At 66.9% G+C, this 25,601-nt stretch carries 28 protein-coding genes; 15 read left to right on the forward strand and 13 right to left on the reverse strand.

The genetic code is table 11. The features are described 5' to 3' along the window. Positions 1-15 precede the first annotated feature (15 nt). The 10 genes from flgK to flgB all read right to left on the reverse strand — a co-directional run bounded on the left by flgK (position 16) and on the right by flgB (position 7,461). On the reverse strand, positions 16-1,353 hold the full coding sequence (gene flgK / locus A7Q26_RS04425; RefSeq protein ID WP_066857161.1) for a flagellar hook-associated protein FlgK: 1,338 nt from the start codon (positions 1,351-1,353) through the stop codon (positions 16-18). Continuing rightward, positions 1,350-1,694 (reverse strand): rod-binding protein, encoded by a 345-nt coding sequence (locus A7Q26_RS04430; RefSeq protein WP_066857164.1) that lies wholly within the window; start codon positions 1,692-1,694, stop codon positions 1,350-1,352. The genes flgK and A7Q26_RS04430 overlap by 4 nt, the downstream gene beginning before the upstream one ends. Then, positions 1,694-2,791, reverse strand: a complete 1,098-nt coding sequence (locus A7Q26_RS04435) for a flagellar basal body P-ring protein FlgI (RefSeq protein WP_066857167.1) — start codon at positions 2,789-2,791, stop codon at positions 1,694-1,696. Before A7Q26_RS04435 ends, A7Q26_RS04430 begins: the two co-directional genes overlap by 1 nt. Before the next feature lie 14 nt (positions 2,792-2,805). Then, the gene (locus A7Q26_RS04440; protein ID WP_084439007.1) at positions 2,806-3,486 is read right to left on the reverse strand and encodes a flagellar basal body L-ring protein FlgH; all 681 of its coding nucleotides are present in this window, start codon (positions 3,484-3,486) and stop codon (positions 2,806-2,808) included. Between the two features lie 8 nt (positions 3,487-3,494). Further along, positions 3,495-4,283, reverse strand: a complete 789-nt coding sequence (gene flgG, locus A7Q26_RS04445) for a flagellar basal-body rod protein FlgG (protein WP_066857175.1) — start codon at positions 4,281-4,283, stop codon at positions 3,495-3,497. An 81-nt stretch (positions 4,284-4,364) separates the two neighbouring features. Further along, positions 4,365-5,108 (reverse strand): flagellar basal body rod protein FlgF, encoded by a 744-nt coding sequence (locus A7Q26_RS04450; protein ID WP_066857177.1) that lies wholly within the window; start codon positions 5,106-5,108, stop codon positions 4,365-4,367. A 27-nt stretch (positions 5,109-5,135) separates the two neighbouring features. Then, a complete protein-coding gene (locus tag A7Q26_RS04455; RefSeq protein WP_066857180.1) occupies positions 5,136-5,978 on the reverse strand; it encodes a flagellar hook-basal body complex protein in 843 nt (280 codons plus the stop codon). Between the two features lie 45 nt (positions 5,979-6,023). Continuing rightward, complete coding sequence (locus A7Q26_RS04460; protein WP_066857183.1) at positions 6,024-6,683, reverse strand: flagellar hook assembly protein FlgD; 660 nt, start codon at positions 6,681-6,683, stop codon at positions 6,024-6,026. Further along, positions 6,680-7,090 carry a flagellar basal body rod protein FlgC gene (gene flgC, locus A7Q26_RS04465; protein ID WP_066857185.1) on the reverse strand — a complete coding sequence of 137 codons (411 nt, stop codon included), beginning with the start codon at positions 7,088-7,090 and terminating at the stop codon, positions 6,680-6,682. The genes A7Q26_RS04460 and flgC overlap by 4 nt, the downstream gene beginning before the upstream one ends. A 2-nt stretch (positions 7,091-7,092) precedes the next feature. Beyond that, positions 7,093-7,461 (reverse strand): flagellar basal body rod protein FlgB, encoded by a 369-nt coding sequence (gene flgB, locus A7Q26_RS04470; RefSeq protein ID WP_066857188.1) that lies wholly within the window; start codon positions 7,459-7,461, stop codon positions 7,093-7,095. Positions 7,462-7,712: 251 nt separating this feature from the next. Here flgB and A7Q26_RS04475 point away from each other — a divergent pair, with 251 nt between their 5' ends. The 8 genes from A7Q26_RS04475 (at position 7,713) to A7Q26_RS04510 (ending at position 14,025) form a co-directional block, all read left to right on the forward strand. After that, positions 7,713-8,381, forward strand: a complete 669-nt coding sequence (locus A7Q26_RS04475; RefSeq protein ID WP_066857190.1) for a MotA/TolQ/ExbB proton channel family protein — start codon at positions 7,713-7,715, stop codon at positions 8,379-8,381. Next, positions 8,378-8,887 (forward strand): flagellar motor protein MotB, encoded by a 510-nt coding sequence (locus A7Q26_RS04480; protein WP_066857192.1) that lies wholly within the window; start codon positions 8,378-8,380, stop codon positions 8,885-8,887. The genes A7Q26_RS04475 and A7Q26_RS04480 overlap by 4 nt, the downstream gene beginning before the upstream one ends. 34 nt (positions 8,888-8,921) lie before the next feature. Next, entirely contained in the window at positions 8,922-9,524 is a 603-nt protein-coding gene (locus tag A7Q26_RS04485; protein ID WP_084439001.1) for a flagella basal body P-ring formation protein FlgA, read from the forward strand. 46 nt (positions 9,525-9,570) lie between these two features. Next, a complete protein-coding gene (gene flgM / locus A7Q26_RS04490) occupies positions 9,571-9,849 on the forward strand; it encodes a flagellar biosynthesis anti-sigma factor FlgM (protein ID WP_066857196.1) in 279 nt (92 codons plus the stop codon). A gap of 22 nt (positions 9,850-9,871) precedes the next feature. Next, positions 9,872-10,180 (forward strand): hypothetical protein, encoded by a 309-nt coding sequence (locus A7Q26_RS04495; protein WP_066857198.1) that lies wholly within the window; start codon positions 9,872-9,874, stop codon positions 10,178-10,180. 150 nt (positions 10,181-10,330) lie between these two features. After that, entirely contained in the window at positions 10,331-11,149 is an 819-nt protein-coding gene (locus A7Q26_RS04500) for a flagellar biosynthesis protein FlgJ (RefSeq protein WP_066857200.1), read from the forward strand. A 9-nt stretch (positions 11,150-11,158) separates the two neighbouring features. Then, positions 11,159-13,279: a flagellar biosynthesis protein FlhA gene (gene flhA, locus A7Q26_RS04505; RefSeq protein WP_066857203.1), complete on the forward strand. Its 2,121-nt coding sequence runs from the start codon at positions 11,159-11,161 to the stop codon at positions 13,277-13,279. Positions 13,280-13,293: 14 nt separating this feature from the next. Next, positions 13,294-14,025, forward strand: a complete 732-nt coding sequence (locus A7Q26_RS04510) for a sigma-70 family RNA polymerase sigma factor (protein ID WP_066857206.1) — start codon at positions 13,294-13,296, stop codon at positions 14,023-14,025. 29 nt (positions 14,026-14,054) lie between these two features. Here A7Q26_RS04510 and mdoH read toward each other — a convergent pair whose 3' ends face one another. The 3 genes from mdoH to A7Q26_RS04525 all read right to left on the reverse strand — a co-directional run bounded on the left by mdoH (position 14,055) and on the right by A7Q26_RS04525 (position 18,523). Further along, entirely contained in the window at positions 14,055-15,941 is a 1,887-nt protein-coding gene (gene mdoH, locus A7Q26_RS04515) for a glucans biosynthesis glucosyltransferase MdoH (protein WP_066857209.1), read from the reverse strand. Between the two features lie 61 nt (positions 15,942-16,002). Further along, complete coding sequence (locus A7Q26_RS04520; RefSeq protein WP_066857972.1) at positions 16,003-17,487, reverse strand: glucan biosynthesis protein; 1,485 nt, start codon at positions 17,485-17,487, stop codon at positions 16,003-16,005. Between the two features lie 220 nt (positions 17,488-17,707). After that, a complete protein-coding gene (locus A7Q26_RS04525) occupies positions 17,708-18,523 on the reverse strand; it encodes a flagellin N-terminal helical domain-containing protein (RefSeq protein WP_066857212.1) in 816 nt (271 codons plus the stop codon). A 316-nt stretch (positions 18,524-18,839) separates the two neighbouring features. Here A7Q26_RS04525 and A7Q26_RS04530 point away from each other — a divergent pair, with 316 nt between their 5' ends. From A7Q26_RS04530 to A7Q26_RS04560, 7 genes are read left to right on the forward strand one after another with little or no spacing between them, the layout of a single operon-like run. Then, positions 18,840-20,099, forward strand: a complete 1,260-nt coding sequence (locus tag A7Q26_RS04530; RefSeq protein WP_066857223.1) for a sigma-54 interaction domain-containing protein — start codon at positions 18,840-18,842, stop codon at positions 20,097-20,099. 13 nt (positions 20,100-20,112) lie between these two features. Further along, positions 20,113-20,472, forward strand: coding sequence for a flagellar hook-basal body complex protein FliE (fliE, locus tag A7Q26_RS04535; protein ID WP_066857225.1), 360 nt, complete (start codon positions 20,113-20,115; stop codon positions 20,470-20,472). 3 nt (positions 20,473-20,475) lie between these two features. After that, positions 20,476-22,218, forward strand: a complete 1,743-nt coding sequence (gene fliF, locus A7Q26_RS04540) for a flagellar basal-body MS-ring/collar protein FliF (protein ID WP_066857228.1) — start codon at positions 20,476-20,478, stop codon at positions 22,216-22,218. After that, positions 22,211-23,227 carry a flagellar motor switch protein FliG gene (gene fliG / locus A7Q26_RS04545; protein WP_066857230.1) on the forward strand — a complete coding sequence of 339 codons (1,017 nt, stop codon included), beginning with the start codon at positions 22,211-22,213 and terminating at the stop codon, positions 23,225-23,227. Before fliF ends, fliG begins: the two co-directional genes overlap by 8 nt. Further along, entirely contained in the window at positions 23,220-23,852 is a 633-nt protein-coding gene (locus A7Q26_RS04550; protein WP_066857232.1) for a FliH/SctL family protein, read from the forward strand. The genes fliG and A7Q26_RS04550 overlap by 8 nt, the downstream gene beginning before the upstream one ends. After that, complete coding sequence (locus tag A7Q26_RS04555) at positions 23,849-25,177, forward strand: FliI/YscN family ATPase (RefSeq protein ID WP_066857234.1); 1,329 nt, start codon at positions 23,849-23,851, stop codon at positions 25,175-25,177. The genes A7Q26_RS04550 and A7Q26_RS04555 overlap by 4 nt, the downstream gene beginning before the upstream one ends. Next, positions 25,174-25,599, forward strand: coding sequence for a hypothetical protein (locus A7Q26_RS04560; RefSeq protein WP_066857236.1), 426 nt, complete (start codon positions 25,174-25,176; stop codon positions 25,597-25,599). Before A7Q26_RS04555 ends, A7Q26_RS04560 begins: the two co-directional genes overlap by 4 nt. Positions 25,600-25,601: the final 2 nt, after the last annotated feature.

Raw genomic sequence — 25,601 nt, forward strand, 5'->3', positions numbered from 1 at the left:
TCAGCCCTTCGCCGATCAGATGATGTTCAGGATGGAATCGATGGTTTCCTTGGCGATCTGGAGCACCTTTGCGCAGCCCGAATAGGCTTGCTGGATGCGCAGCAGGTCGGCCGCCTCCATGTCCAGATCCACGCCGCTCACCGCTTCGCGCGCGGCGACCGCCTGGTCGTTGCGGCTGGTCGCGGTATCATATTCGGCCTGGGTCGCCGCCAGCAGGTTCGCGTGGGTCGACACCAGCGAGGTCCAGCTCTGTTCGACGCTGCCATTGCCGCGCAGGGTCGACGAGACCGTGAGCAGATTGCCGTTGAGCGTGCCGTCGGAGGATTTGAGTGCCAGCTCGGCCGGATCGGTGATGAGCGCCGCCATGCTCGCCGCGCTGCCGCCGTAGGACAGCAGGGGAGCGCCAGCCGTGCCGCCGTCCGTCACGCCCTGCGCGTGCCAGGCGTTCATGTCGGTGACGAATTGTTCGGCCAGCGTGTCGAGGCTCTCGCGGCGATCGGTCGCCGTCTGCGCGGCGGAGAAGAGGCCGCCCAGCGTCCCGCTGGCGGGCGCGGTCAGCGCCGTGCCGTCGGACAGGCTGAGCGCGAGCGTGCCGTCGCTGTTGGCGGCCACCGCCAGGCTGGCCGCGCTGTTGCCGCTGACCAGCGTCTGGCCGCCGAAGCTGACCTCCGCACTGTCATGCGCGCCGAAGCTGATGGTGACGTTCAGATTTTCGGACAGGTCCTGGAGCGCGGAATCGCGGCTGTCGAGCAGCTGCGCATAGGCCGATGTGCCGGGCTGGGCGCGCAGCAGGCTGTTGTTGATGTCTGCGAGCGCGGACAGCGAGCGATTGATCGTGTCGACCGAGGCGGTCGCTTCGGTGGCGATGCCCTCGGACACTTGTTCAAGGTCGGCGGCGGTCTGGTTGAACGCCTGCGTCACGCGGCTGATGCTGTCGAGCGTGGTGACGCGCAGCGAGGTGTCCGTGGGGCTGGCCGCCAGCTTCTCCATATTCTGGAACATGCCGGTCATCAGCTGGCCGATGCCGGTGCCGCTGTCGTTCATCGCGGTTTCGGTGTCGGTCAGCCAGCGCAGCCGCGCCGTCGCGCTGCCCAGCGCCGTGCCGGTCGAACGGACCGTGGCGTCCAGATAGGGATCGCTTGCCCGGTCGACGCTCATCACCTGCGTCCCGCCGAAATTGGCGCGCGCGATATAGAGCGACATGGTGGCGGTCGATGCGCCCGATTCGGCGGTCGTCACCGTGCGGCGCGCATAGCCGGCGGTGCTGGCGTTGGCGATATTCTCCGATATGGCGGCCATCATGGTGCGATAGGCCTTCGTCCCGGAAGACCCGATGATGAAGAGGTCGCTCATGCGGCGTCGTCCAGCGTACCGGGCGCCGGGGTCGGGCCGTCAGGCGCGCTGGGGGAGGGGCTGTCACCGACGCGGTCGCCAAACTGCCTGAGCAGCAGTTCGGCGATGCCCATCGCGCCCTTGCTGGCCATGGCGTCGGCGGTGCGCGCGTCGGCCATGTCACGAAACTGCTGCGTCGCGCTCGAATCGCCGATGCCTTCGGCAAGGCTCGCCGATCGCATCGCGCCGATCATCTGGCGCAGAAAGACCGCCTCGAACTGCTGCGCGACCTTTTCCAGTGCGGCCTTGTTCGAGTTGCCGGCGACGCTGGCGCCGGCGGAGGATGTCGTCGCTACCTGCATCACAGCACCACCAGCTCCGCTTTCATTGCGCCCGCCTGTTTCAAGGCTTCGAGGATCGCGACCATGTCCGCCGGGGAAGCCCCGATGGCGTTGACCGCCTTGACTATATCGGCCAGCGACGCCCCACCTTTAAAATTCACCATCGGTTTTTTCTGTTCGTCGATGCTGATGCTGCTTGATGGCTCCATCGCCGTCTCGCCCCGGCTGAAGGGGGCGGGCTGGATGATGCGGGGGCTTTCGTTGACGCTGACGGTCAATTTGCCATGGGCGACCGCGGCCGGATGGATCCGGACCGCGCCGTTGATGACGACCGTGCCGGTGCGGGCGTTGACGATCACCTTGGCCGGGGCTTCAGCGGGCGCAATCTCGATATTCTCGATCATGCCCATCATCAGGATGCGCTGTTCCGCGCCCGGTTCGGCGTCGATCGCGACCGACACGGCGTCCATCGCGCGGGCGCGGCGATCGCCAAAGGCGCGGTTGATGCCGTCGGCCACGCGCAGCGCGGTCGTCAGGTCGGCTTCGGCAAGGTTGAAGGTCAGGGTCGGGGCCGTGTCGAACCCGGTCGCGACCGCGCGTTCCACGGTCGCGCCGCCGGGAATGCGCCCGGCCGAGGGAATGTTCACCGACACCTGGCTGCCGTCCGCGCCCGAAACGCCAAGGCCGCCGACGGCGAGGTTGCCCTGCGCCATCGCGTAGATTTCATTGTCCGCGCCGCGCAGGGGGGTCATGATGAGCGTGCCGCCGCGCAGCGACTTGGCCTTGCCCAGCGCGGAGACGGTGACGTCGAGCCGCTGGCCGGGTTTGGAAAAAGCGGGAAGGTCCGCCGTCACCAGCACCGCCGCCGCATTTTTGAGCGCCGGGTTGACGCCCTGCGGCAGGGTGAGGCCGAAGCGCGAGACGACGCCTTTCATGCCCTCGGTCGCATATTGGATGCTGTCGTCGCCGGTGCCCGCCAGCCCCACGACGATGCCATAGCCGGTCAGCTGGTTGGGGCGCACGCCCTGGAAGCCGCCCAGATCCTTGACCCGCTCGGCCTGGGCGGGGGTGGCGGCGAGGGCCAGCGCGGCAAGAAGAAGGCGGAACAGGCGGTTCATGATGTTTCTGTTCCTCAGAAGGGGCTGATCGCGGAGAAGAAGCGCTGCAACCAGCCCTGGCGGCTGGCATTGGCGATCTCGCCCTTGCCCTTGTAGATGATCCTGGCATCGGCCACGCGGGTCGAGGCGATGCGGTTGTCGGGCGCGATGTCGGCCTGACGGACGAGGCCGCTCAGCTGGATATATTCGTCGCCGCGATTGAGGGTCAGCGCCTTCTCTCCCTTCACCAGCATGGTGCCGTTGGGATAGACCGCCGCGACTGTCACCGTGATTTCGCCCGTCAGCGCGTTGGACTGGCTGGCGGCGCCCTTGCCAGTAAAACTGTTCTGGCCGCCCGCCGCCACGTCGCTGGCGGAAAAGAGCTTGGACAGGATGCCGGTGGTCGGGGGCGTCAGGCCCACCGATCCGTTGCGGGCGGTGTCCGCGCTGGTGCTCTTGGTCGCCTGGGTGCGTTCGACCAGAACGATGGTGATGATGTCGCCCACCGCGGTGGCGCGCGCGCCGCTGGTCAGCGGGGTATAGCCCATCGACGCCTGGAAGATGGAGCCGTTGGCGGGCTGCGCGGCCGGCTGCGCGATGGCGGGCGTGTAATAGTCGCGCTCGACGTCGCGCTTGTTCTTCCTGGCGGCCTCCAGCGGAGAGGCGGCGAGCGCGATCAGCGAGACGGCGGCGATGGTGGCGAGGGAGAGACGCATCATCCCGCTCACATATTCTGGTTGACGTACTGGAGCATCTCGTCGGTCGCCTTGATCATCTTCGAGTTGACCTCATAGGCGCGCTGGGTCTCGATCATGTCGACCAGCTCCTCGACGATGTTGACGTTCGACGTCTCCAGATAGCCCGACCGGATGACGCCCCGGCCTTCGAGACCCGCGACGCCGACCTGCGGCGTGCCGCTGGCGGCGGTTTCGACCAGCAGGTTGCCGCCGGTCGACTGAAGCCCGGCCGGGTTCATGAAGCTGGCCAGTTCGATCTGGCCGAGCTGGCTGGGTTCGCTTTCCCCCTGCAAGGTGGCCGAGACGGTGCCGTCATTGCCGATCGAGACCGATGTCGCGCCCTGCGGCACGGTGATCTGGGGGATCAGCGGCAGGCCGTCGCTGGTCACGATCGTGCCTTCGGCGGTGACGCTGAAATTGCCGGCGCGGGTATAGGCGGTGGAGCCGTCGGGCTGCTGTACCTGGAAATAGCCCGATCCCTCGATCGCCATGTCCAGCGCGTTGCTGGTCTGGTTGAGCGTGCCTTGGGTGTTGATCTTGCTCGTGCCCTGGAGCGAGACGCCCGACCCCAGATTGAGGCCGGTGGCGAACTTGTTCTCGCTGTCCGAATTGGCGCCCGCCGCGACGATCTGCTGATAGGCCAGCGTCTCGAAATCGGCGCGGTCCTTCTTGAAGCCGGTCGTGTTGACGTTCGCCAGGTTGTTGGCGATCACGCGCATCTTCGTGTTCTGCGCGTCGAGGCCGGTGCGGGCGACATGAAGGGCGGCGTTGCTCATCGTTCAATCTCCGTGCGGCATCCCCAAAGGGTGCTCATGCGCTCATAAAAGCAAGATGCGTGCCAATATTAACCATCTGATTCAGCTGTCGAGGCGCATCAGCGAGGCGCCGCCATCGTCCAACTGCTTGGCGGTATCGATCATCTTGACCTGGGTTTCCCAGGCCCGGCTCGCCTCGATCATCTGGATCAGCGCCTGGGTCGAATTGACGTTTGATCCTTCGAGCGATCCTGCGGTGACGGTGGCGATGGGATCGGAAGGCAGGGCGCCGCCATTCACTTCGCGGAACAGGCCGTCCGTGCCCTTGGCGATGCTGGAGCCGGTGGCGCTGACCAGCTTCAGCTTGTCGACCTGCTGCGGATTGGCCGGGTCGCCGCCCTGCGGCACGCCCCAGATGCTGCCGTCCTGCGCGATCGACACGCTGTCCATCTGCGGCAGGATGATCGGGCCGCCTTCGCCCAGCACGGCGAGGCCGTCGCCGGTCGTGAGCAGGCCGCTGTCGGTGACGCGCAGGTCGCCCCGGCGCGTATAGGCTTCGCTGCCGTCCGCGCCCTGAACCGCGAGCAGCGCGTCGCCGTTCATCGCCACGTCCAGCGGATTGCCGGTGGCGGTGACCGCGCCTTGCGCCATGTCGGCGGCGATCACCTGTTCCGACGCCTGGGCGCGGGTGTCGAAGGTTTCGCCCTGAATCCAGCGCGTCTCGGCATTGGCGATTTCGGCGCGAAAGCCGATGGTGTTGACGTTCGCGAGATTGTTCGCGACCGACGCCTGCCGCGCCATCGCGCCGCGCATTGCCGTAAGTGCCGTGTTGACGAGCCGGTCCATGGGCGCTTCCTTCTAACCCTGCGTCGTTCAGGTGCGGAGATTGACGATGGTCGTGGTCAGCGTGTTCGCCGCCTCGATCGCCTTGCTGTTCGCCTGGAAGTTGCGCTGCGCGGCGATCAGGTTGACCAGTTCCTCGGTGATGTCGACGTTGGAGCGTTCCAGCGAGCCGGAATTGACCGCGCCGAACAGGCCCTGGTTGGCGGTGCCCAGGATCGGGTTGCCGCTGGCCACGGTCGAGGTCCAGTGGGCGTCGCCCTCCTGACGCAGGCCTTCCTGGCTGTTGAACGAGGCCATGGCGACCTGGCCCAGATAGACGGTGCTGCCATCGGCATAGACGGCCGAGACCAGGCCTTCCTTCGACACGCCGACGCTGGTCAGCTGCGCGCCGTCCGCGAGCCCGCCAAGGGTGGTGGGAACCTGCAGGTCGGTGAGGTCGGCCGGGGTGGCGCCGGCCGTGGCCGTGGTGGGGTCGCCGGTCGTGGGATCGACCGCGAACACCTGGATGCGCGACCCGGTGGTGTCGACCACATAGCGGTCCTCGTCGACCGAGAAGGCGCCGTTGCGGGTGTAGCTGACATTGCCGTCCTCGCCCCGCACGGTGAAGAAGCCTTCGCCGGTGACGGCCAGGTCCAGCGTCTTGTCGGTGGTTTCGATGGTGCCCTGGGTATATTGCTGGGCGACGCCCTGCACGCGCACGCCCTGGCCGGCGACCTGGCTGGTGGTCTGCATCGGCGCGGCGGCGAAGATGTCGCCGAACTGCGCCTTGCTCTTCTTGAAGGCGGTGCTGCTCACATTGGCGACGTTGTTGGAAATGGTCGACAGGTCGGTCTGCGCGCCCTTGAGGCCCGACAGGGAGATGTAGAAGGACATGGCGTTGCTCCTTGGGTGAAAAGGAAAAGGGTGTGAGGGGTGGCGTTACATCAGGCTTATCGCGTCGGACGGGCTGTAGGTGCCGAGCGCGGTGATGAGCTTTGAGGAGGAGCCGTCCGCGGGTGACTGGACGGCGGCGATGGTGGCCCAGGTCGCGACCCGGCTGGGGGTGGCACCATTGACCTTGACCTGGAGGGCGTCGGTGGCGACGGTTTCGCCCGCATCATCCTTGCCGTCCCAGTAGAAGGTGACGTCGCCGGCTTCCTGCGCGCCCATGTCGATCGTCTTGACGACATTGCCGTCGGCATCGATCAGGTCGATGGTGGCGCCGTCCACGGCGTCCGTCAGGGTGATCTGGCCGGCATAGGTGCCGGTCGCGTCGGGCGCGGCGATATTGCTCTGGACCAGCATCGACTTGCCGATCCAGCTGGCCGCATCGCCCAACCGCGTACCGGTCAGCTCGCTCGCCAGGCTTTTCAGCGTCGCGTTCATTTCCGCGATGCCCGACGAATTGGTGATGGTCGCCATCTGCGACACCATCTGGGCGTTGTCGACCGGCTCGAACGGATCCTGATACTGCATCTGCGCGGTCAGCAGCGTCAGGAAGCTCGACTGGTCCATGGTGGCGCTGCCCGTGCCGACGGTGGCGTTCGGGTTGTAGACCGAAAGGCCCGCGCTGTCGGTGACGGTGGAGGTCGTCGTCATTTGCCGATCCTTATGGTTTCGAGCATCAGGGATTTGGCCGTGTTCAGGACCTGGACATTGTTCTGGTACATGCGCGCGGTCTCGATCATGTCGACCAGTTCGGCATTGCCATCGACCGCGGCTTCCCAGACATCACCATTGGCGTCGGCCAGCGGATGATTGGGGTCGTGGCGCTTGGTCGGCTCGGCATTGGTGGTGACGACATTCTTGACCTTCACGGTCGATACGCCCGGCGTATCGGTGACGGATTCGAACACCGGCTTGATCGCGCGATAGGCTTCGCCCGCGCTGCCGGTGACATTGCCCGCATTGGCCATGTTGGAGGCGGTGGCGTTGAGCCGCACCAACTGCGCGCTCATGGCGCGGCCGGCGATGTCGAAGACGTTCATAGGATTTGAGCCGCTCATGCTCATTCTCCCTTCAGCGCGCGATTGATGGTGTTGATGCGGCCCTCCAGGAAGGAGAGGGTCGTGCGATATTTGACCGCATTTTCGGCGAACAGCGTCTGCTCGGTGCTCAGTTCGACGGTGTTGCCGTCCAGGCTGGGTTGCAGCGGCACGCGATAGCCCATCGCATCATCGACGGCCCTGGACACGTCGGCGGCGGAGCTGCCGGCCTGCGCGGTGGCCTCTTTCAGCGCGGCTTCGAAATCGATGTCGCGCGCCTTGTAGCCGGGTGTGGACGCGTTGGCGATGTTGGACGCGAGCAGGGAGAGGCGCTGCGAGCGAAGCGCCAGCGCCTTTCCATGTATCCCGAACAGATTTTCTTCCACCGCCATGTCCGTTTGCCCTCAAAAGGCTCTAAAAGTTTCCTGTGGCCCGCCGTTCTGATGCCTGATGGCGTCTCCTGCGGGTGATCCAGCCTGTGATCAGCAAGAGCCGTGCCAATTTGCGTGGGTGACGCATCGGCAGGCGGGAAATTTGCGGAAAACCGGGCTGTTGCGGGAAAGGGCGGCAAGGGCGGCAAATTTTTGCCGGTCGGCGGCAGGCTGTTGCCGCCGCCGGTGCGACGGTAAGGGACGGGACGGCCATGATCGCGATTTTCAGCCATTTGTTCGATCCCCTGACGCTGGCGGCGATGCTGGGCGGGATCGGCCTGGTGACGCTGTTCCAGAATGGCGCCGGCGCGTCGGCGCGCGCGATCGCGGCGCTGCGCCCGCTGCTGGGGGCCGATCCGTTGCGCGACCGGGATGCGGCGCGTGCGGCAATGCTGAAGATCGACCAGGTGGCGCAATTGCGCGGCCTGGCCTGCACCGACCGGGTAAAGACCGCCAACCCCTTCCTGGCGGAGGCCGCGCGCAAGCTCGCCAATTGCGACCGGACCGAAGCGTTCGCGCTTTGGGCCGCGCAGGCGGTGGCCGATCGCGCGGAGCGCCACGGCGCGGTTCACAAGGTCTGGCTGTCGATCGCTGACGCCGCGCCCGCGCTGGGCATGGCCGGCACGATCATCGGCCTGGTCGGCATGTTCGCGGCGATGGACGATCCCGCCGCGCTTGGCCCGTCGATGGCGCTGGCGCTGCTCACCACCTTTTACGGCGTGGTCATCGCCAACCTGATCGCCGCGCCCATCGCCGCCCGTCTCGCCGACCTGTCCGGGCGCGAACTCGCGTGGCAGCGCGAGGCGGCGGACCGGATGCTGGCGATCGCCCGGCGCGAAAATGCGCCGCTGCGCCGCGCGTCGATGCGCGAAGTCGCATGACCGCGCCTGTCCATGCATCATCGTCCGCGACCGCCCGGCGCAATCGCTGGGCTGTGAGCTTTGCCGACCTGCTGCTGCTGCTGCTCGCCTTCTTCGTGCTGCTCCAGGCCAGCGGATCGCGGCGCGACGCGATGCTGGCGCAGGTCAGCCAGCAATTTGGCGGACGGGCCATGCGGCAAGGTGTCGAACTGCGCGCCGCCGAGCTGTTCGTGCCGGGGGAGGCGCTGTTGAGCGCAGGCGGGCAGGCGCTGCTTGCCAGCATGGCGCGGCGCTTCGCCGGAGCGCCGGGCGGGGTGGAAATACGCAGCCATGGCGCGGATGCGTCGCGCCGGCGCTTCGACGAATGGGATCTGGCCGCCGCCCGGCTGGGCGCGGTCGCGCGGGCGCTGCAAGCCCAGGGAATCGCGCAGGACCGGCTGCTGATCCGTGGCCTCGACCAGGCGGAGGACCCGGCCGGGCAGGGCCAGATCATCCGCATCGCGCCGGGCGCGCTCAAGCGCCATTGAAGGCGACTGGCACGAAAATTGCTGAATTCACGGCATGACTGTTTGTCTTTTTGGGAGACGTGCTGTGTTTCGAGTGTCGTTCCTCCTTCTCGCCGCCCTCGGGCTGAATGGCGCGCAGCCTGCGCTGGCGCAGCAGAAATTCGAGAATCTCGATCGCATCGACAGTCTGGTCGCCATGACCGTCGGCGCCAATCTGGGTGAGCCGGGCGGCCCCGCCGCGCCGGTCGATCGCCGCCTTCGCCTGGCCGCCTGCCCCGCCACGCCGACCGTCGAAGGGCCGGTGTTCGGCGCGGCGCTGGTCAAGTGCGAGGCGCTGGGCTGGCGCATCCGCGTGCCGCTGGTGTCGGGTGCGGCGACCGCCGCGTCGGGGCCCTTGCCCGGCAATGCCGCCGCCAGCCGCTTCACGCGCGCCGCCGTCCCTGCGGTCGCCTCCAGGGAGAATGTCGTGCGCAAGGGCGATCCCGTCCAGTTGATGGCCGGCAATGCCGTCTTCAGTGTCTCGCGCATGATGGTCGCGGATGAGGATGGCGCCGTGGGCCAGACGATAAGGGTGCGTGAGGACAAGAAAAGCGCGCCCATTTTCGCCCAGGTCGTGGAAATGGGGGTTGTGCGTATTCCCGGATTTAATAGTTTTTGAACTTGTCCGTTATAGGGTTTCAGGGACGAGTGAAGGATTTTACCCAATGATCAACTCTGTGGGCCAGAGCATCAGCAGCGCGATCGGCGCGACGAGCCTGCGGGAAGGCGGCAAGGCGCGCGCTTCGTCGGCGACCGGCTCGGCAGGCGCGTCGGCTGCATCGGCGTCGGCCAGCCCGGCCGCGCGCATGGCCGCCGAAGGCGCGCCGGTCGACACGGACCGGATTTCCGCCATCAAGGCCGCGATCGCATCGGGCAATTATCCGGTCGACGCGAACGCCATTGCCGAGCGCATGATCGCGCTCGACCTGCCGACCGCCGGATAAGGCCGGGAAGGAAAGAGCCGCCATGCCGCTTGGTCTTGCCGCACTGGACGATCTGTTCGACGCCTTCGAGGAATTGCGCGCTGTGCTCGGCGGCCATGACGTGGCCGCGATCGAGCAGGCCAGCAACCGGGTCGGCAAGGCGGCTTCGGCGGTGCGCGCGATCGGCGCCTGGCGCTCCGAAGCGGCGGTGGCCCAGCGGCTCGATGCCCTGCTGCCCCTGCTCGAAAGCGCGCGCGTGCGGGTCAACCTGCTGGCCGACCATGCAGGCCAGCGCCTGTCGATCCTGGCCGCGCATGGCGCGCAGGTCGCGCCCCTGACCTACGGACGCTGACGCCGAAATTTTTTCGCTTCGATCCTGAAGCGGCGCCTGCGGGCGCCGTTTTTCGTTGTACCGGCCGCATTTTCTTGCTGCCGCGTTAACCAAATCTTGGCACAAGCCTTGCTCTAATGTCCTCGCTAGCAAGTGGGGATTTTGGGAACAGTGTCGGCTTTCGCAGACATATCGGCAACGTCGGGATCGACCAGCAATCGCGTGACCAACGCGATTGCGATGGCGAGCCGTCGCACCGGTGTCGACTTCAGCTATCTGCTGGGACAGGCGAAGATCGAATCCAGCCTGAACCCGACTGCCCGCGCATCGACCTCCTCTGCGACCGGCCTCTATCAGTTCATCGACCAGAGCTGGCTCGCCGTTATCGACAAGCATGGCAGTGAATATGGGCTGGGCTGGGCGTCCGACGCCATCAGCCGGGGCAGCAACGGCCGCTATCAGGTGTCCGACCCCGAATTGCGCCAGCAGATCCTCGACCTGCGCAAGCATCCCGAAACCGCTTCGGTGATGGCGGCCGAACATGCCGCCGACAACAAGGCCTATCTGGAATCGAGGCTGGGCCGCGAAGCCGAGCCGGTCGATCTCTACCTTGCCCATTTCCTGGGTGTCGGCGGCGCGAGCAAATTCCTGTCGGTCCATGACCGCGCGCCTGACGCCAGCGCCGCGTCGCTCTTTCCGTCGGCTGCGCGCGCCAACCGCTCCATCTTCTACGACCGTGCCGGCAATGCCCGCAGCTTCTCCGAAATTCGCGACCGCTTTGCCGCCAAGCTCCAGAAAAGCTCGGACAACCTGGGCGGCCCGGTTCAATATGCCGACGCCGCGCTGCCTTCGGGCGCGAAGACCGTGCAGCCCGCCGACTATGTGCGGATCGAAACCCAGCGCCTGAGCGAGCAGCCTGACATCATGGTCAAGCCGCAGCCGCAGACCGCACGCCTCGCCTATCTCATGCTTGCCACCCTCGGAAGGTAACGGCCGATCATGTCTCCTGCCCAAGTCAAAGCGAAGATCTGGATGAGCGCCGCCAAGGGCGCCGTGCTCCCCTTTGCGACGCTGATGGTCGTGCTGTTCATGATGGTGCCGGTGCCGGCGGTCATGCTCGACATCGGCTTCATCACCAACATCATGATCAGCCTTGCCGTGCTGATGGTGGCGCTCAATGCCGCCAAGCCGCTCGACTTTTCCAGCTTCCCCACCGTGCTGCTGTTCGCGACGCTGCTGCGCCTGGCGCTCAACGTCGCCTCGACCCGCGTCGTGCTGGTGCAGGGGCATGAAGGGGCGGATGCCGCGGGGCAGGTGATCGAAGCCTTCGGTCATTTCCTGATCGGCGGCGATTATGTGGTCGGCATCTTCGTCTTCGCCATCCTGATGATCATCAACCTGGTCGTCATCACCAAGGGCGCGGGCCGCGTCTCCGAAGTCAGCGCGCGCTTCACCCTCGACGCTCTACCGGGCAAGCAGATGGCGATCGACGCCGACCTGAATGCCGGTCTGATGACGCCGGATGAAGCCAAGGCCCGCCGTCAGGAAGTCGCGACCGAGGCGGACTTCTATGGTTCGATGGACGGTGCCAGCAAGTTCGTGAAGGGCGATGCTGTCGCGGGCATCCTGATCCTGGTCATCAACATCGTCGGCGGCATCATCCTGGGCGTGGTCAGCCATGGCCTCGCCATCGGCGAAGCCGCGCAGACCTACATCATCCTGGCGATCGGCGACGCGCTGGTCGCGCAGATCCCTGCGCTGCTGCTGTCGATCGCGGCGGCCTCCATCGTCACCCGCGTCAAGAGCGAAGGCGACCTGTCCGGGCAGATCGCGGGCCAGTTCGGTACGGGCAAGGCATGGGTGCCGGTCGCCGCCATCCTCGGTTTCCTGGGCATCCTGCCCGGTATGCCGCACATGATCATCCTGCCCGCCGCGGCGGTTGCCGGGGGCATCGCCTGGCAGCTGCGCAAGGCGAGCCACAAGAAGGCCGCCGAGCCGGTGCCGCCGCCGCCCGCCCCCAATCCTGCGCTGATCGAATGGGACGACGTGTCCGACGGCGCGATCCTGGGTCTGGAGATCGGCTATGGCCTGATCGGGCTGGTGGACGAGCGCAAGGGCGCGCCGCTGATGGCGCGCATCACCGGCATCCGCCGCCAATTGTCCAAGGAACTGGGCTTCGTCGTGCCGATGGTTCGCGTGAAGGACAATCTGGCGCTGGAGCCGAACCAGTATCGCATCACCATCGCCGGCGTGGTCGTGGGCGAGGACGAGATCTGGCCCGACGACCTGCTGGCGCTCGACAGCGGCGCGCTGGAGGGCACGGTGCAGGGCCGTGCGGCGAAAGACCCGACCTTCGGCCTCGACGCCGTCTGGATTTCGCAGGCGAAGCGCAGCGAGGCGGTGGTCGCGGGCTATACCGTGGTCGATCCGCCGACGGTGGTCGCCACCCACCTCAACCAGCTGATCGCCATGAACGCGTCGGAAATGTTCGGCCTGGACGAGGCGCGCAAGCTGCTCGACAATCTGAAGGACGTGGCGCCGCAGCTGGTCGACGGGCTGACGCCGGGGCTGCTCAGCCTGACGCAGATCAGCGCGCTGTGCCGCGCGCTTCTGTCCGAAGGCATCGCGCTCAAGGATTTCCGCCGCATCTGCGAGGCGATGGTCGATGGCGCGCGCCCGGACATGAGTCCCGAGCAACTGGTGGAGGCCGTGCGTCAGCGCATCGGCGCGCTCATCATCCAGGGGCTGGTGCCGGTCAAGATGCCGCTGCCGGTCATCACCCTCGACGGCGACCTGGAGGCGATGCTGGCGCAGGCCATGCGCGTCGCAGGCGACGCCAGGCATCCGATCGAGCCGAGCCTTGCCAACCGCATCGTCGAATCGGTGGTCCATGCCGCGCGCCCGATGCTGGGCCAGGCGCGCAATTTCGCGATCGTCACCTCGCCCGTCGCGCGCCGGGCGCTCGCCCGCCTGTTCAAGCCGCACCTGCCCGAAACGCCGGTGCTGTCCTTCCTGGAAATTCCCGACGGTAAGGGAGTGGAAGTGGTTGCGGTGGTAGGGAATGATCCTCGCCCGGCGCCGCGCCACGATCCGTTGCCGCAGCGCGAACGAGTCGCCTGAGGAAAGGCTGAGCCATGTACATGAACAAGATTCAGGCCGGCGCCCACACCTATGCCAAGCCGGGGGAGAACAGCCCGGAGCGGCTGGCGCGCCAATATATGCCGCTCGTCCGCAAGATCGCCTGGCATGTCCATGGCCGCGTTTCGACCGCGATCGAGGTGGAGGATCTGCTCCAGATCGGCATGGTCGCGCTGGTCGAGGCGGCCAACGGGTTCGAGGATCGCGGCCTGGGCTTCGCTTCCTATGCGCAGTTGCGCGTTCGTGGCGCGATGATCGATCATCTGCGGCGGCAGGCGACGCTGTGCCGCTCCGCGATGGCGAGGCGCAAGGAACTGGCCAAGGTTCGCAGCCGGCTGGAGCAGAAGCTCGGCCGCCTTCCCACCGAAGCGGAAATGTCGGCGGAGATGGGGCTGGAACCGGCCGCCTATCGCGAGGTCGCGGACAGCGTCGAGATGGTCCAGCACACCAGCATGGACGAGGTCTATTCGGACCAATCCATGTGGTTTGCCGACGTCGAGGATCGCGCCGACGACATCATGGAGCGCGAGTCGCTCAAGAAGGCGCTCGCCGCCTGCATCGGCGAACTGCCCCAGCGCGAGGCGCTGGTGCTGCAACTTTATTTCGTCGAGGAACTGAACCTGGAGGAAATCGGCCAGACGCTGGACATCGGCGCGGCGCGTGTGTGCCAGATCAAGAAGGCCGCACTCGACAAGCTGCGCGAGAAACTGCGCGACTGGGACGATTGATCGTCCGGATCGAACTTGTCCAACTGATCCTATTCGTCGTTCGCCGCCACCGGTCCCACGCGCCGACCGTCGCTGGTCGGCCAGCGGAAGCGGAGCGGGCGGTAGCTTTGCGTCCGCCACCAGGGGGCGGCGACCTGAAACAGGCCGCTTTCCTCCGCCCTGCGCCCCAGATCCTTGCGCGCGGTGATCGCCGCCAGCAGCGGCGCGAGAAAAAGGCCTGCGACCACCGGGATGGTCCAGCCCAGGCCGCCAGCCTTCACCGCCAGCGCCGTCAGGCCCGCGCCCAGCAGCAGATGCCATTTGAACAGCCAGATCGCGCTGGTGATGGCCATGCCGTCGCGGTCGCGGGTCTGGCCGTTCCAGCTGCTCTTGCGCCCCATCAATATGCCGAACAGGTTGATCGTCTGGGTCAGCATCGCGACCGGGGCCATCAGGATCGACAGGATGATGTCGGCGATCACCCCGCGCGTCATGCGCGCCGCCCCGCCAAAGCCGATGCGCCGCGCCGGGTCCGCCATCGCCCAGATGATCGAAAAGATTTTCGGCCCGAACAGCAGCAGCGCCGTCACCGCCAGCAGTCCGCTCGACGGCAGCACCGCCGCCGGCGGCCATAGACCGCTCGCCGCGCCGCCCAGCACCACCAGCATCAGCGCCAGCCACATGGGGGACGTGCAATAGGCGCTGGCGCCCACGAGCAGCTGAAACCGGCTGACCGGATGCAGCCCGGCGATCCGAAACAGCAATGGCACATGCTGGATATTGCCCTGGCACCAACGGCGGTCGCGGGTGAAGAGATCGGGCATGGAGGGGGGAAATTCCTCGAAACTGTCGTCCGCCGTCACCATGTGGACGTCCCAGCCGCGCCGGCGCAGCAGCGCCGCCTCCAGCATGTCGTGACTCATGATGTGGCCGCCGAAGGGGGCGCGGCCGGGCAGTTCGGGCAGGCCGCAGCTTTCGGCGAAGGCGCGCACCCGAACGATCGCATTATGGCCCCAGAACATGCCTTCCGAACCCGCCCACCAGATCATGCCCGCGGCCGAGATCGGCCCGAACAGGCGGCTGGCGAATTGCTGCCAGCGCGCGAACAGGGTGGATGCGCCCATCACCGTGGGTACGGTCTGGATGAGGCCGACATGCGGGTGCCGCTCCATGTCGGCGGCGAGCCGCGCCATGGTCTGGCCGCTCATCACGCTGTCCGCGTCCAGCACGACCATATAGTCGTACCCGCCGCCGAAGCGCTGCACCCATTCGGCGATGTTGCCCGGCTTGCGCCCGATATTGAGCGCGCGGCGACGATAATGGACTGGGCGCGAGAAGGATGTGCGCATTTCCTGATAGGCGCGCTTTTCCGTCTCGCCACTCTCGGCGTTGGAATCGGACAGGATGAAGAATTCGAACCGTTCGCCGCCCATCACTTGCGCCAGGCTGCGCTCCATGATCGACAGCCGGCCCAGCACGCCCAGGAAATCCTCGTTACAGACGGGCAGCAGGATGGCGGTCTTGCCGCGCAGCGGTTCGGACGCGCGCAGCGGGCGGGGGGCGACGCTGCGCCCCTTGCCCACGGTCTGGAGGAGGAAGCCGATGGTCGCGGTCGCAAAGCCGAAGGCGATCCAGGCGAACAGCGAGATGAAGAGGGCAAGATAGACCCCCTCCATGGCGCTGATGCCGTCAAGGCCGATCGACCGGCGCATCTCATGCGCGGCCATGGCGGCCGGGATCAGCGCCAGCAGCACAACCAGCAGCCGCCGCGCCCACAGGTCGATATTGAAGCGGCGCGGCGCGATCAGCGGCGGGGCGGTCTCGAACTCCTGCTCCGGCATGGCCAGCGGGCTTTCGGGCGGCACCTGTTCGAAGGCCCGCGCCAATGGCTCGTCCTCGCCGGTCGGCCCCGCCGACCTTGCGCCTCCATTCCCCATGTTCAGACCTGCTTGCTGTTGACCCAGGCGTCAGAACCGTTCGTTACGGCGACGGTTCCCCTCACGCGCCGACAGGGTAATGCACATATTCGCTGAATGCACGATTGCCGGCACGCAATTGCAGGCGAATATCAGCTGAACCGGCCCCGTTTCGCCGCAGGTCGAGCACGACGCGATAGCATCCGGCCTTGCCGAGCACGGGATAGCCGGCACTCTTGAGCAGCGTGCCGCCCTTGATGTCGCTCCAGATGTCCGGCTTGCTGCCCGCCGCCACGCCCGAAAAGTCGACCACCAGCCGATCGCTGCCTGCCTCTCCGCCGCGCCCGCGCCAGATATTCTGGACGACCGCCAGCCCGGTCGAGGCGGGTGCCGTCGCGGCGCTCCAGTCCAGCCGATAGCGGGCGTCGATCCGCCGGCCTGGCCTTACTGCGACGGCCGGCGTCCAGTAGGCCGCGACATTGTCGGTATATTCGCTGTCTGTGGGAAAGGCATAGAGCCGCACCTCGCCCGGGCCCAGCGGCCTGGCCGGGGTCGCCCAGAGCGACGGGCGCCGGTCATAATAGACGCCGTCATCCTGATAATGGTCGAAATCCCGGTCGCGCTGGAGCAGGCCGAAGCCCCTGGGATCACGCTCGGCAAAGGCGCTGACCAGCGGGGCGGACGGGTTGACCAGCGGCCGGGCATGGGCGGTGCCGTCGGCGCTGGCGATCGACAGAAGGTCGCTGTCATGGATTTCCGGCCGCCAGTCGGTGCCCTGGACCCGATTGGCCTGGTCGTACCAGAACATGCTGGTCATCGGCATCAGCCCCAGCTCCGGGATCGCCGTGCGCGGGAAGAGGGCGGCGGTAACGTCTTGCCGCACGCCATCGGCGCCCAGGCTGCTGACGAAACGATAGGCGCCTGCGATCGAAGTGCCGTCGAGCAGCGCATAGATGGTGACGCTGCTGTCGCCGGTCCGCTCCAGCCAGAAATGGGTGAAGCGGGGAAATTCCTCTTTGCCCAGGCTCGTGTTGATCGCGATCGCGCGGGCGGACAGGCCGAACTGCTTTTGCGGGCTGGGCGCGCGGAAATAGCTGGCGCCGAGGAAGGACAGCCAGTCGCCGTCGCGCCGGGCGTTCATGATGCGAAAGCCGGCAAAGCCCGCGTCCGGTCCCAGCGCGGCGACGGCATTGCCCGCCGGTGCGTCGAACATGGCGGGATCATAGCGCAGCGGCGTCGCCTGCCCCCGCTCCACGATCGCGATCTGCACCGGCTGTGGCGCGGTGTTGGACAGCGGGAAGAAGCGGACGCCGGTATCGCCCGGCAGGTCGCCCCAGAGGGTCCGGTCGTCGCGAAAGCGTGCCGCGTGCAGCGCGTCATAATCCACCCTCGCCGCGCCGGGATGGGCGGGCGTGTCCGCATAGCGCGCGCGCGCCAGCTGCTGCGCCCGCGCGACCAGACCTTCCCATGAAAAAGCCTCGGCCCGTGGCTGGGCGCGCAGCGCGGAGGGAAGGAGGAGCGCGGCGCCGGAGGCGGCGATCATCGCGCGCCGGTCTATCTTGGTCATGGGATCGATCATGGATGGCGGAAACGATCAAGCCAAGCCCTGTATCCCTGAACCATTGCCGCAATGCGATGAAGCCTCCGCCCGGGGGGACGGAGGCTTCGGATTTCTGGTCGTTCGATCGAAGGTGTCGCCCCCGGCGCGGTGGGGACTGTTGATGCGCCGGGGGCCACTTGGGCGGCTGGCGGTGACCAAGACCTCAGCCGACCAATCCGGTCCTGGTTTAGCCGATCAGCTTCAGCACGCCCTGCTGGCTCTGGTTGGCCTGGGCCAGCATCGCGGTCGACGCCTGGCTCAGGATCTGCTGCTTGGCCAGCGCGGTGGTTTCCGACGAGAAATCGGCGTCCTCGATGCGGCTCTTGGCGTCGGTCAGGTTGGTGATGTTGTTGGTCAGATTGTTGACCGTTGATTCGAGGCGGTTCTGCACGGCACCCAGGTTGGCGCGGGTCGTGGCGATCGCTTCGAGCGCGTCGTCGAAGGTGGCGAGGTCGGCGGTCGTCGCGGTGGTGGCGTCGACGGCCAGCGCGGCGGTCACGTCGGCATTGCCGGCCACGTCGTCCAGCGTGATCGTCACCACGTCGGCGGCGTTGGCGCCGGCCTGGATGTCGACCGTGGCGGTCGAACCGTCGAACAGCTTGGTGCCGTTGAATTCGGTGTTCGCCAGCGTGTCGGTGATCTGGGTGGCGAGCTGCGAGATTTCCGCCTGGATGTTGCTCTTGGCGTCGGCGTCGTTGGTGCCGTTCAGCGCCTGGACGGTCAGTTCACGCATACGCTGCAGCATGTTGCTGACTTCGCCCAGACCGCCTTCGGCCGTCTGCGCCAGGCTGATGCCGTCATTGGCGTTGCGGACGCCCTGGGTCATGCCGCGGATCTGGGCGGTCATGCTCGAAGCGATGGCGAGGCCGGCCGCGTCGTCCTTGGCGCTGTTGATGCGCTTGCCGGTCGACAGGCGCTCCATGGCGGTGCTCAGCGCCTTGCTGGCCGAGGACGAGGCATTGGCCGAGCGCAGCGCCGCCGTGTTGGTTCCGATAACAGTCATGATATTCCCTTTCCGTATCACTATCAGGTCGCTGCCATCAGGGCGCTTGCGGCCTCGAAAGGGGATAACGGCGGGCCGGATCGTCTTTTTAGCGCTGTCCTGATTTTTTTCCGAAAAAGAGCAAAATCAGCGTCTTGGCGTACGCGCGTAGAGGGATGGGCGGAAATTTTTGCCGGGAAGCGGAAAAAAATTGCCGGTTAGCGGCAGACGGATTGCCGCGTTAACCATCTAATAACCACGGATAGATAGAAATTAACCATCGAAGGGGCGTGGGGCGTACGGGGGTACAAACCAGCCAAAATGTGGGGTATCGTTCATGTCATCGCTTGACGTGAGCCGTGGGGTCTGCGCGCTCGTTCCGGGCCTGCAGCACTGGCTCGAAAATGCCTGCTACATGGTTCGGGTCGTCGACGCCGCCAGCCCGCGCGACAAGGATGGCCGCCGCGTGCTGCTGGCGACCGAGATCGGCCATGCCACCCATCGCGACATCCTCATCAACCTGATCGATGGCGCGCCTTCGCTGGTCGCCGCCGCCAACGGCCTGCCGGCACGCGTCGCCTTCGGCCTGGAAGATATGGGCTTCGCCTTCGCGCTGATCGCGGAACTGGCGCGGCCCGCTTCGGTGCCCGCCGTGGGAGACGCCGCCAGCGCCCATCTGATGCGCCTCGCCGCCCGCGTTGCCCGCAGCGACGCCACGGTCCTGATCCAGGGCGACACCGGCACCGGCAAGGAAGGCATGGCGCGCTTCCTCCATGCCCAGTCCGGCCGGGCCGCTCATGATTTTATCGCGGTCAATTGCGCCGCTCTCCCCGAAACCATGATGGAAGCCATGCTGTTCGGCCACCGGAAGGGCAGCTTCACCGGCGCCGCCCAGTCCTCCGACGGTCTGTTCCTGGCAGCCGATGGAGGCACCCTGTTCCTCGACGAAATCGCCGAGCTGCCGCTGGCGCTGCAAGCCAAGCTGCTGCGCGCGCTCCAGGAAGGTGAAGTGCTGCCGGTCGGCGCGACTCATCCGGTGCCGGTCAATGTCCGCATCGTAGCCGCCTGCAACCGCAATCTGGCGGAAGAAGTCTCCGGCGGCCGCTTCCGCGAGGATCTCTACTGGCGCCTCAACGTCATGCCGCTGGAACTGCGCCCGCTGACCGAGCGTCGGGGTGACATCGGCGCCATCGCCGCTGCCATGCTGCTGCGCCAGCAGGATATGGCAAAGGACAGGTTCGTGTGGCCGACGGCCGCTGCGCTCGACAAGCTCGCCGCCCATGGTTGGCCGGGCAATGCCCGCGAACTGGGCAATGTGTTGCAGCGCGCGCTGGTGCTGCGCGACGGCGATCGCATCGACGCGGGCGACCTGCATATCTCCGGCACGCCGCAGCCGCTGCGCATCGTCCCGGCGGCGCCGCTGGCCGCCGCCGAACCGATCCTGCTGCGCGACGTGACCCGCCATTCCAAGCTGGAAGCGGTCCGCATCGCCCTGCGCGAAACCGATGGCCACCGCGCCGCCGCCGCCCGCAAGCTGGGCATTTCCGAACGCACGCTGCGCTATCGGCTCGCCGAAATGCGCGAGCTGGCTGCTTGAGGGAGGCTGACCGATGAACGGCATTTCCCCCACCGACAGCGTGATGGCGATCCGCAACGCCATCCTGCAGAAGAACGCCGCGCTGCGCGACGTCAGCCAGGCCGGCACTGTCGGCGGCGCGACCGGCGCCACCGGCACGCAGGGCACCGCGCCCGGCGGTTTCACCGAGGCGCTCAACAGCGCGCTGAACCAGGTGAACGGGCTCCAGAATCAGGCCGGTGAGGCCGCCGCCGCGTTCGAGCGGGGCGAGACCACCGACATCGCCGCCGTCATGCTGGCCAAGCAGCAGGCGTCGGTCAGCTTCGAGGCGACCCTTCAGGTCCGCAACAAACTCCTGTCCGCCTACAAGGACATCATGAGTATGCCGGTGTAATCCATGAGCGAGAACGCACTCTCCACCACCGTCGGCGCCGCAGCGCCTGCTCTCCCTGCCGGCTCGTCCTTTGGCGGCGCCAGGGGAATGGACGCGCTCAAGGCGCGCGTGACCGGCTTCATGAAGCAGCCCGCCGTGGCGAAGAGCCTGCCGCTGCTCGGCCTGCTCGGCACCGTCGCGGTCGCCGGCCTGGCCTGGATGGCGCTGCGCGAACCGCCACAGCGCGACCTGTTCCGCGGCCTGCCCGATGCCGACAAGTCGGCGGTCGCCCAGGTGCTCGACCAGAATGGCGTGCCCTATGGCTTCGACAATTCCGGCGCGATGACCGTTGCCGAGGATGATTATTTCAAGGCGAAGATGATGCTCGCCGCCCAGGGCCTGCCGAAGAGCGCGCCCGACGGCAACAGCATGATCGACAGCCTGCCGATGGGCGCGTCACGCGCGGTCGAGGGCGAAAAGCTCCGCTCGGCCCGCGAGATGGACCTGGCCCGCACGATCGAGGCGATCGACAGCGTCGAAAGCGCCAAGGTGCATCTGGCGGTCGAAGCGCCCAGCGTGTTCCTGCGCGACCGCAGCAAGCCTTCCGCTTCGGTGATGCTCCGCCTGGCCAATGGCCGCACCCTCACCGATCAGCAGGTCAGCGCGATCGTCCATCTCGTCGCCTCCTCGATCCCGGAACTCAGCCCGGACGATATTTCCCTGGTCGACCAGAATGGTCGCCTGCTCAGCGACAATGACGGCGACTCCGCCGATGACCGCCAGATCGCGATCCAGACCCGGATCGAGGATCGCTATCGCCAGTCGGTGACCGCGTTGCTGACGCCGATCCTGGGAACCGGCAATTTCTCGACCGAGGTCCATGCCGAACTGAATTTCGCCGAGCGTCAGGCGACCCGCGAAACCTATCCGCAGGATGAGGCGCGGCTGCGCAGCGAACAGGGCACCTGGGCGTCAGACCCGCGCGGTCAGGGTACCGGCGAGGCGAGCGGCATTCCCGGCGCGCTCAGCAATCAGGCGCCGGTTAATCCGACCGTCACCCAGACCAATCCCAACGGCCAGGCGGTGGCGCAGGGGCAGACGGCCCAGCAGCAGCCCGGCACGCCGCCCAACCCGCTGATGAAGACCGAAGAGACGTTCAACCGCAATTTCGAGCTGGGCCGCGAAGTGTCCGTCACCAAGGACGCCGTCGGCACGGTCAAGCGCCTGTCGGTCGCCGTGGCGCTCGATACCGCCCCCGATGGCAAGGCGCGCACGCCGCAGGAAATCGCGGCGCTCGAAGCGCTGGTGAAGGGCGCGGTCGGCTTCGACCAGGCGCGCGGCGACGTGGTTGCGCTGTCCTCGCGCAGCTTCCTCAAGGAAGAGGCGCCCGTAGCCCCCTGGTATGAGGCGGACTGGATGTCGCCGCTGGTGCGCAACGTTTCCGCCCTGCTGGTCGCGCTGCTGCTGATCTTCGGCATCGGTCGTCCGTTGCTCAAGCGCCGCGCCGTCGCCCAGGAAGCGGCAGCCGTCGACACCGCCGAAACCGGCCAGCGCATCGGCCGCGAGATTTCCAGCGAACTGACCAAGCAGGCCGCCGCCGCCAGCCCTGACGGCGCCGAACCGAAGGTAACGCTCGACATGATCTCGTCCACCTACGACTACGCCCAGCGCGCCGACCTCATTCGCAATTTCGTGAAGCAGGACCCCGATCGCGCCGCGCTGGTCGTCCGCGACCTGCTCAAGGAGGGGAAGAAGGAAAATGCCTGAGATCGTCCCCGGCCGTCCCGAGGCGCTGAAAGGCAGCGCCGCCGCCGCCGTCCTGCTGATGCTGTTCAACGAGGATGAAGCCGCGCAGATCCTCTCGCGCCTGGAGCCGGACGAAGTCCGCCAGCTCGGCTACGCCATGTATGACGTCCAGGATGTCGATCCCGAGGAGGTGAACGAGGCGCTCGACCATTTCGTCACCAAGGCGAAGAAGCGCACCACCATCGGCTATGGCGCGACCCGGCATATCCGCGGCGCGATGACCAAGGCGCTGGGCGAGGAGCGCGCCGAAACCATCCTGGCGCGCATCACACCGCCGACCCGCTCCACCCAGCTGGAAATGCTCAAATGGATGGACGCGAAGGAAATCGCCGCCCTGATCGAGGCGGAGCATCCGCAGATCATGGCGATCGTGCTCGCCCATCTGGAGGCGCCCGTCGCCGCCGACGTGCTGCAACTGCTGCCGGCCGAATATCAGGAAGAGATCGTCTATCGCATCGCCACGCTCGGCCCCGTGTCGAACGAGGCGCTGGAGGATCTGGAGCAATTGCTGCTGCGCGGCCCGGCCAGCAAGCAGGGCGCGGCGTCGCAGCGCGGCGGCACGGTCGAGGCGGCCGCGATCATGAACAATGTCCGCAAGGATAATGAGCAGCGGATCATGAAGGCCGTCGCCAAGCGCGACAAGATGATCGCCCAGACCATCGAGGAGGAGATGTTCGTCTTCGATAACCTGATCGACATGGACGACAAGAATCTGGGCACGCTGATGCGGACGATCGACAGCACGGTCCTGGTGGTCGCGCTGAAGGGCGCGAATGACATGCTCAAGGCCAAGATCTTCAGCTGCATGTCTGCCCGCGCCGCGCAGGCGATCGCCGACGAGATCGAGGAACGCGGCCCGATCCGCCTTGCCGAGGTGATCGACGCGCAGAAGCTCATCATCGCCACCGCCCGCCGCATGGCCGATGCGGGCACCATCATGCTGGGCGGAAAGGGTAACGACTTTGTCTAGGATATGGGGCGCGGAAGCCGTGCAGGATGTCGCGCCGGTCGCGGTCGCGGGTTTTCGCCCGGCCGAAGGTGGCTTTCGCAGCCTCTACACCGCGCCGCCCGGACAGCAGACCGCCGCGATGCGCGCGGTCCCGGACGTTCCCGAGGTCGACCTGATCGAGGAAGCCCGAATGGAGGCTTTCACCCTTGGCTTCGACGAGGGGTGCCGCGTGACCGGCGAGGCCCAGGCCGCCGACGCAGACGCCCGGACCCGGCTGGCAGAGGCGCTGGAACTGCTGGCGCCCGCGCCGAGCGGGATGCTCTCGACCATGCTCTCCGCCACCGTCGTTCGCCTGGTCGAACAGATCGTCGGCGAGGTCGAGATCGACATGGAGCGTCTGGTCCAGCGCTGCGACACGGTCGCCGCCTTCATCGAAAGCAATCAGGACCGCAGCGCGCTGCACGTTCATCCCGACGACGCAGAACTGCTCAGGGACGAGGCGATCGGCGTGCCGATGGTCGCGGACAAGACCATGCATCGTGGTTGTGTCCGCCTCGAAACCGCCGACGGTTGGGTCGAGGACGGCCCGGACGTGCGCCTGTCGCGCCTGCGCGCGCTGATGGACGACATGGAGGGGAAGGCATGATCCGCGCCGCGCTCGCCCAGGCGGAAACCCTGTTCGACCATCTTCAGGTCCAGAATCGCGCGCCCCGTCATGTCGGCCGGCTGGTCAGCCATGATGCCGGGATGCTGGAGGTCAGCGGCTTCCGCCGGCCGATCGGGTCCGGCGCGCGCGTGCTGGCGAGCGACGGGTCGGTCTGTCGCGCCGAAGTGGTTGGCTTTCGCGGCGACCGCACATTGCTGGTGCCGCTCGATGCCGACGCGCCGCTGGAAAACGGCATCCGCGTCGAGCCGGACAGCCAGGCGAACATGGTGCAGGTGGGCGACGGGCTGATCGGCCGCGTCATCGACGCCATGGGCCAGCCGCTCGACCGCAAGGGACCGATCATCGCCGGCGGCACCTGGCCGCTCAACGGCGTGAAGGGCAATGTGCTGGATCGCGGGCGCGTGACCGAGCCGTTCGACCTTGGCGTGCGGGCCGTCAACGCGCTGCTGACCGCCGGGCGCGGCCAGCGCATCGCCATCATTGCCGGGTCGGGCGTCGGCAAGTCGGTGCTGATGGGCCAGATGATCGCCGGCGCCGAAGCCGATGTCGTCGTCGTCGGCCTGATCGGCGAGCGTGGCCGCGAGGTCAGCGATTTCCTCGAAACCAAGCTCAAGCACACGATGAACAAAAGCGTCGTCGTCGCCGTCCCCGCCGATCATCCCCCGGTGCTGCGCCTGCGCGCCGCCGCGCGCGCCACCGCCATCGCCGAATATTTCCGCGCGCGGGGCAAGAAGGTGCTGCTGCTGATCGACAGCCTGACCCGCTGCGCCCATGCCCAGCGCGAAATCGGGCTGGCGCTTGGCGAACCGCCCGCCATGAAGGGCTATCCGCCCTCCGCCCTCGCGCTGATCCCGCGCCTGGTCGAACGGGCAGGCGTGGACAGCCGCAGCGGCGGGTCGATCACCGCGCTCTATACTGTGCTCGCCGATGGCGACGACACCGACGATCCGATCGTCGACGCCGCCCGCGCCATCGTGGACGGCCATTTCGTGCTGTCGCGCCATCTGTCCGAACAGGCGATCTTCCCCGCCATCGACATCGGCAAGTCGCTGTCGCGCGTGATGGCCGACGTCGTGCCCGACGAACATCGCATGGCCGCCGCCGGCTATCGCCGCCTCTGGGCCGCCTATGAGGAAAATCGCGACCTCATCCTGATGGGCGCCTACCGCCCCGGCAACGATCCCGTGATCGACGAGGCTGTCCGCCGCCGTCAGGAAATCCTCGACTTCATCCGTCAGGATCAGAAGAGCCGCATCGATCTCGACACCAGCGCCGCCGCGCTCATTGCGGGCTTCAGTGCATGAAGGGGCTGGTCAATCGCCGCCAGCGCGTGCTGCGTGTGCGCGCGGTCCAGCATTCCATGGCCGTCGCGGACACCGCGCGCGCGCGCGACGAAGCGAACGGCATCGCCCATAATCTCGAACGGCTGCGCAAGGTGCGCGGCGAATTGTTCGGAGGGGAGGGGATAGCGACCGGCGCATCCTTTGCGGCGATGCAGGAACTGGCGACCCGTCTGGAGCAGGCCAGCCGCCAGCTCGACGGCGCGCTCTACGATGCGCGGCGCAATGTCGAGGCCAAGGAAGGCCTGACCGTCGCCGCCAATCGCGAAAAGGAAATCGCCAGCCGCCTGAAGGATCGCGCCCGCGCGGACCTGGAGGAATGGCGCGAGAACAAGCTGGCTGCCCTCCCGCGCTATCGCCGGATGCAGCGGACGGGGGACGCCTGACC

The organism is Sphingobium sp. TCM1 (assembly GCF_001650725.1).
Classification (GTDB): domain Bacteria; phylum Pseudomonadota; class Alphaproteobacteria; order Sphingomonadales; family Sphingomonadaceae; genus Sphingobium.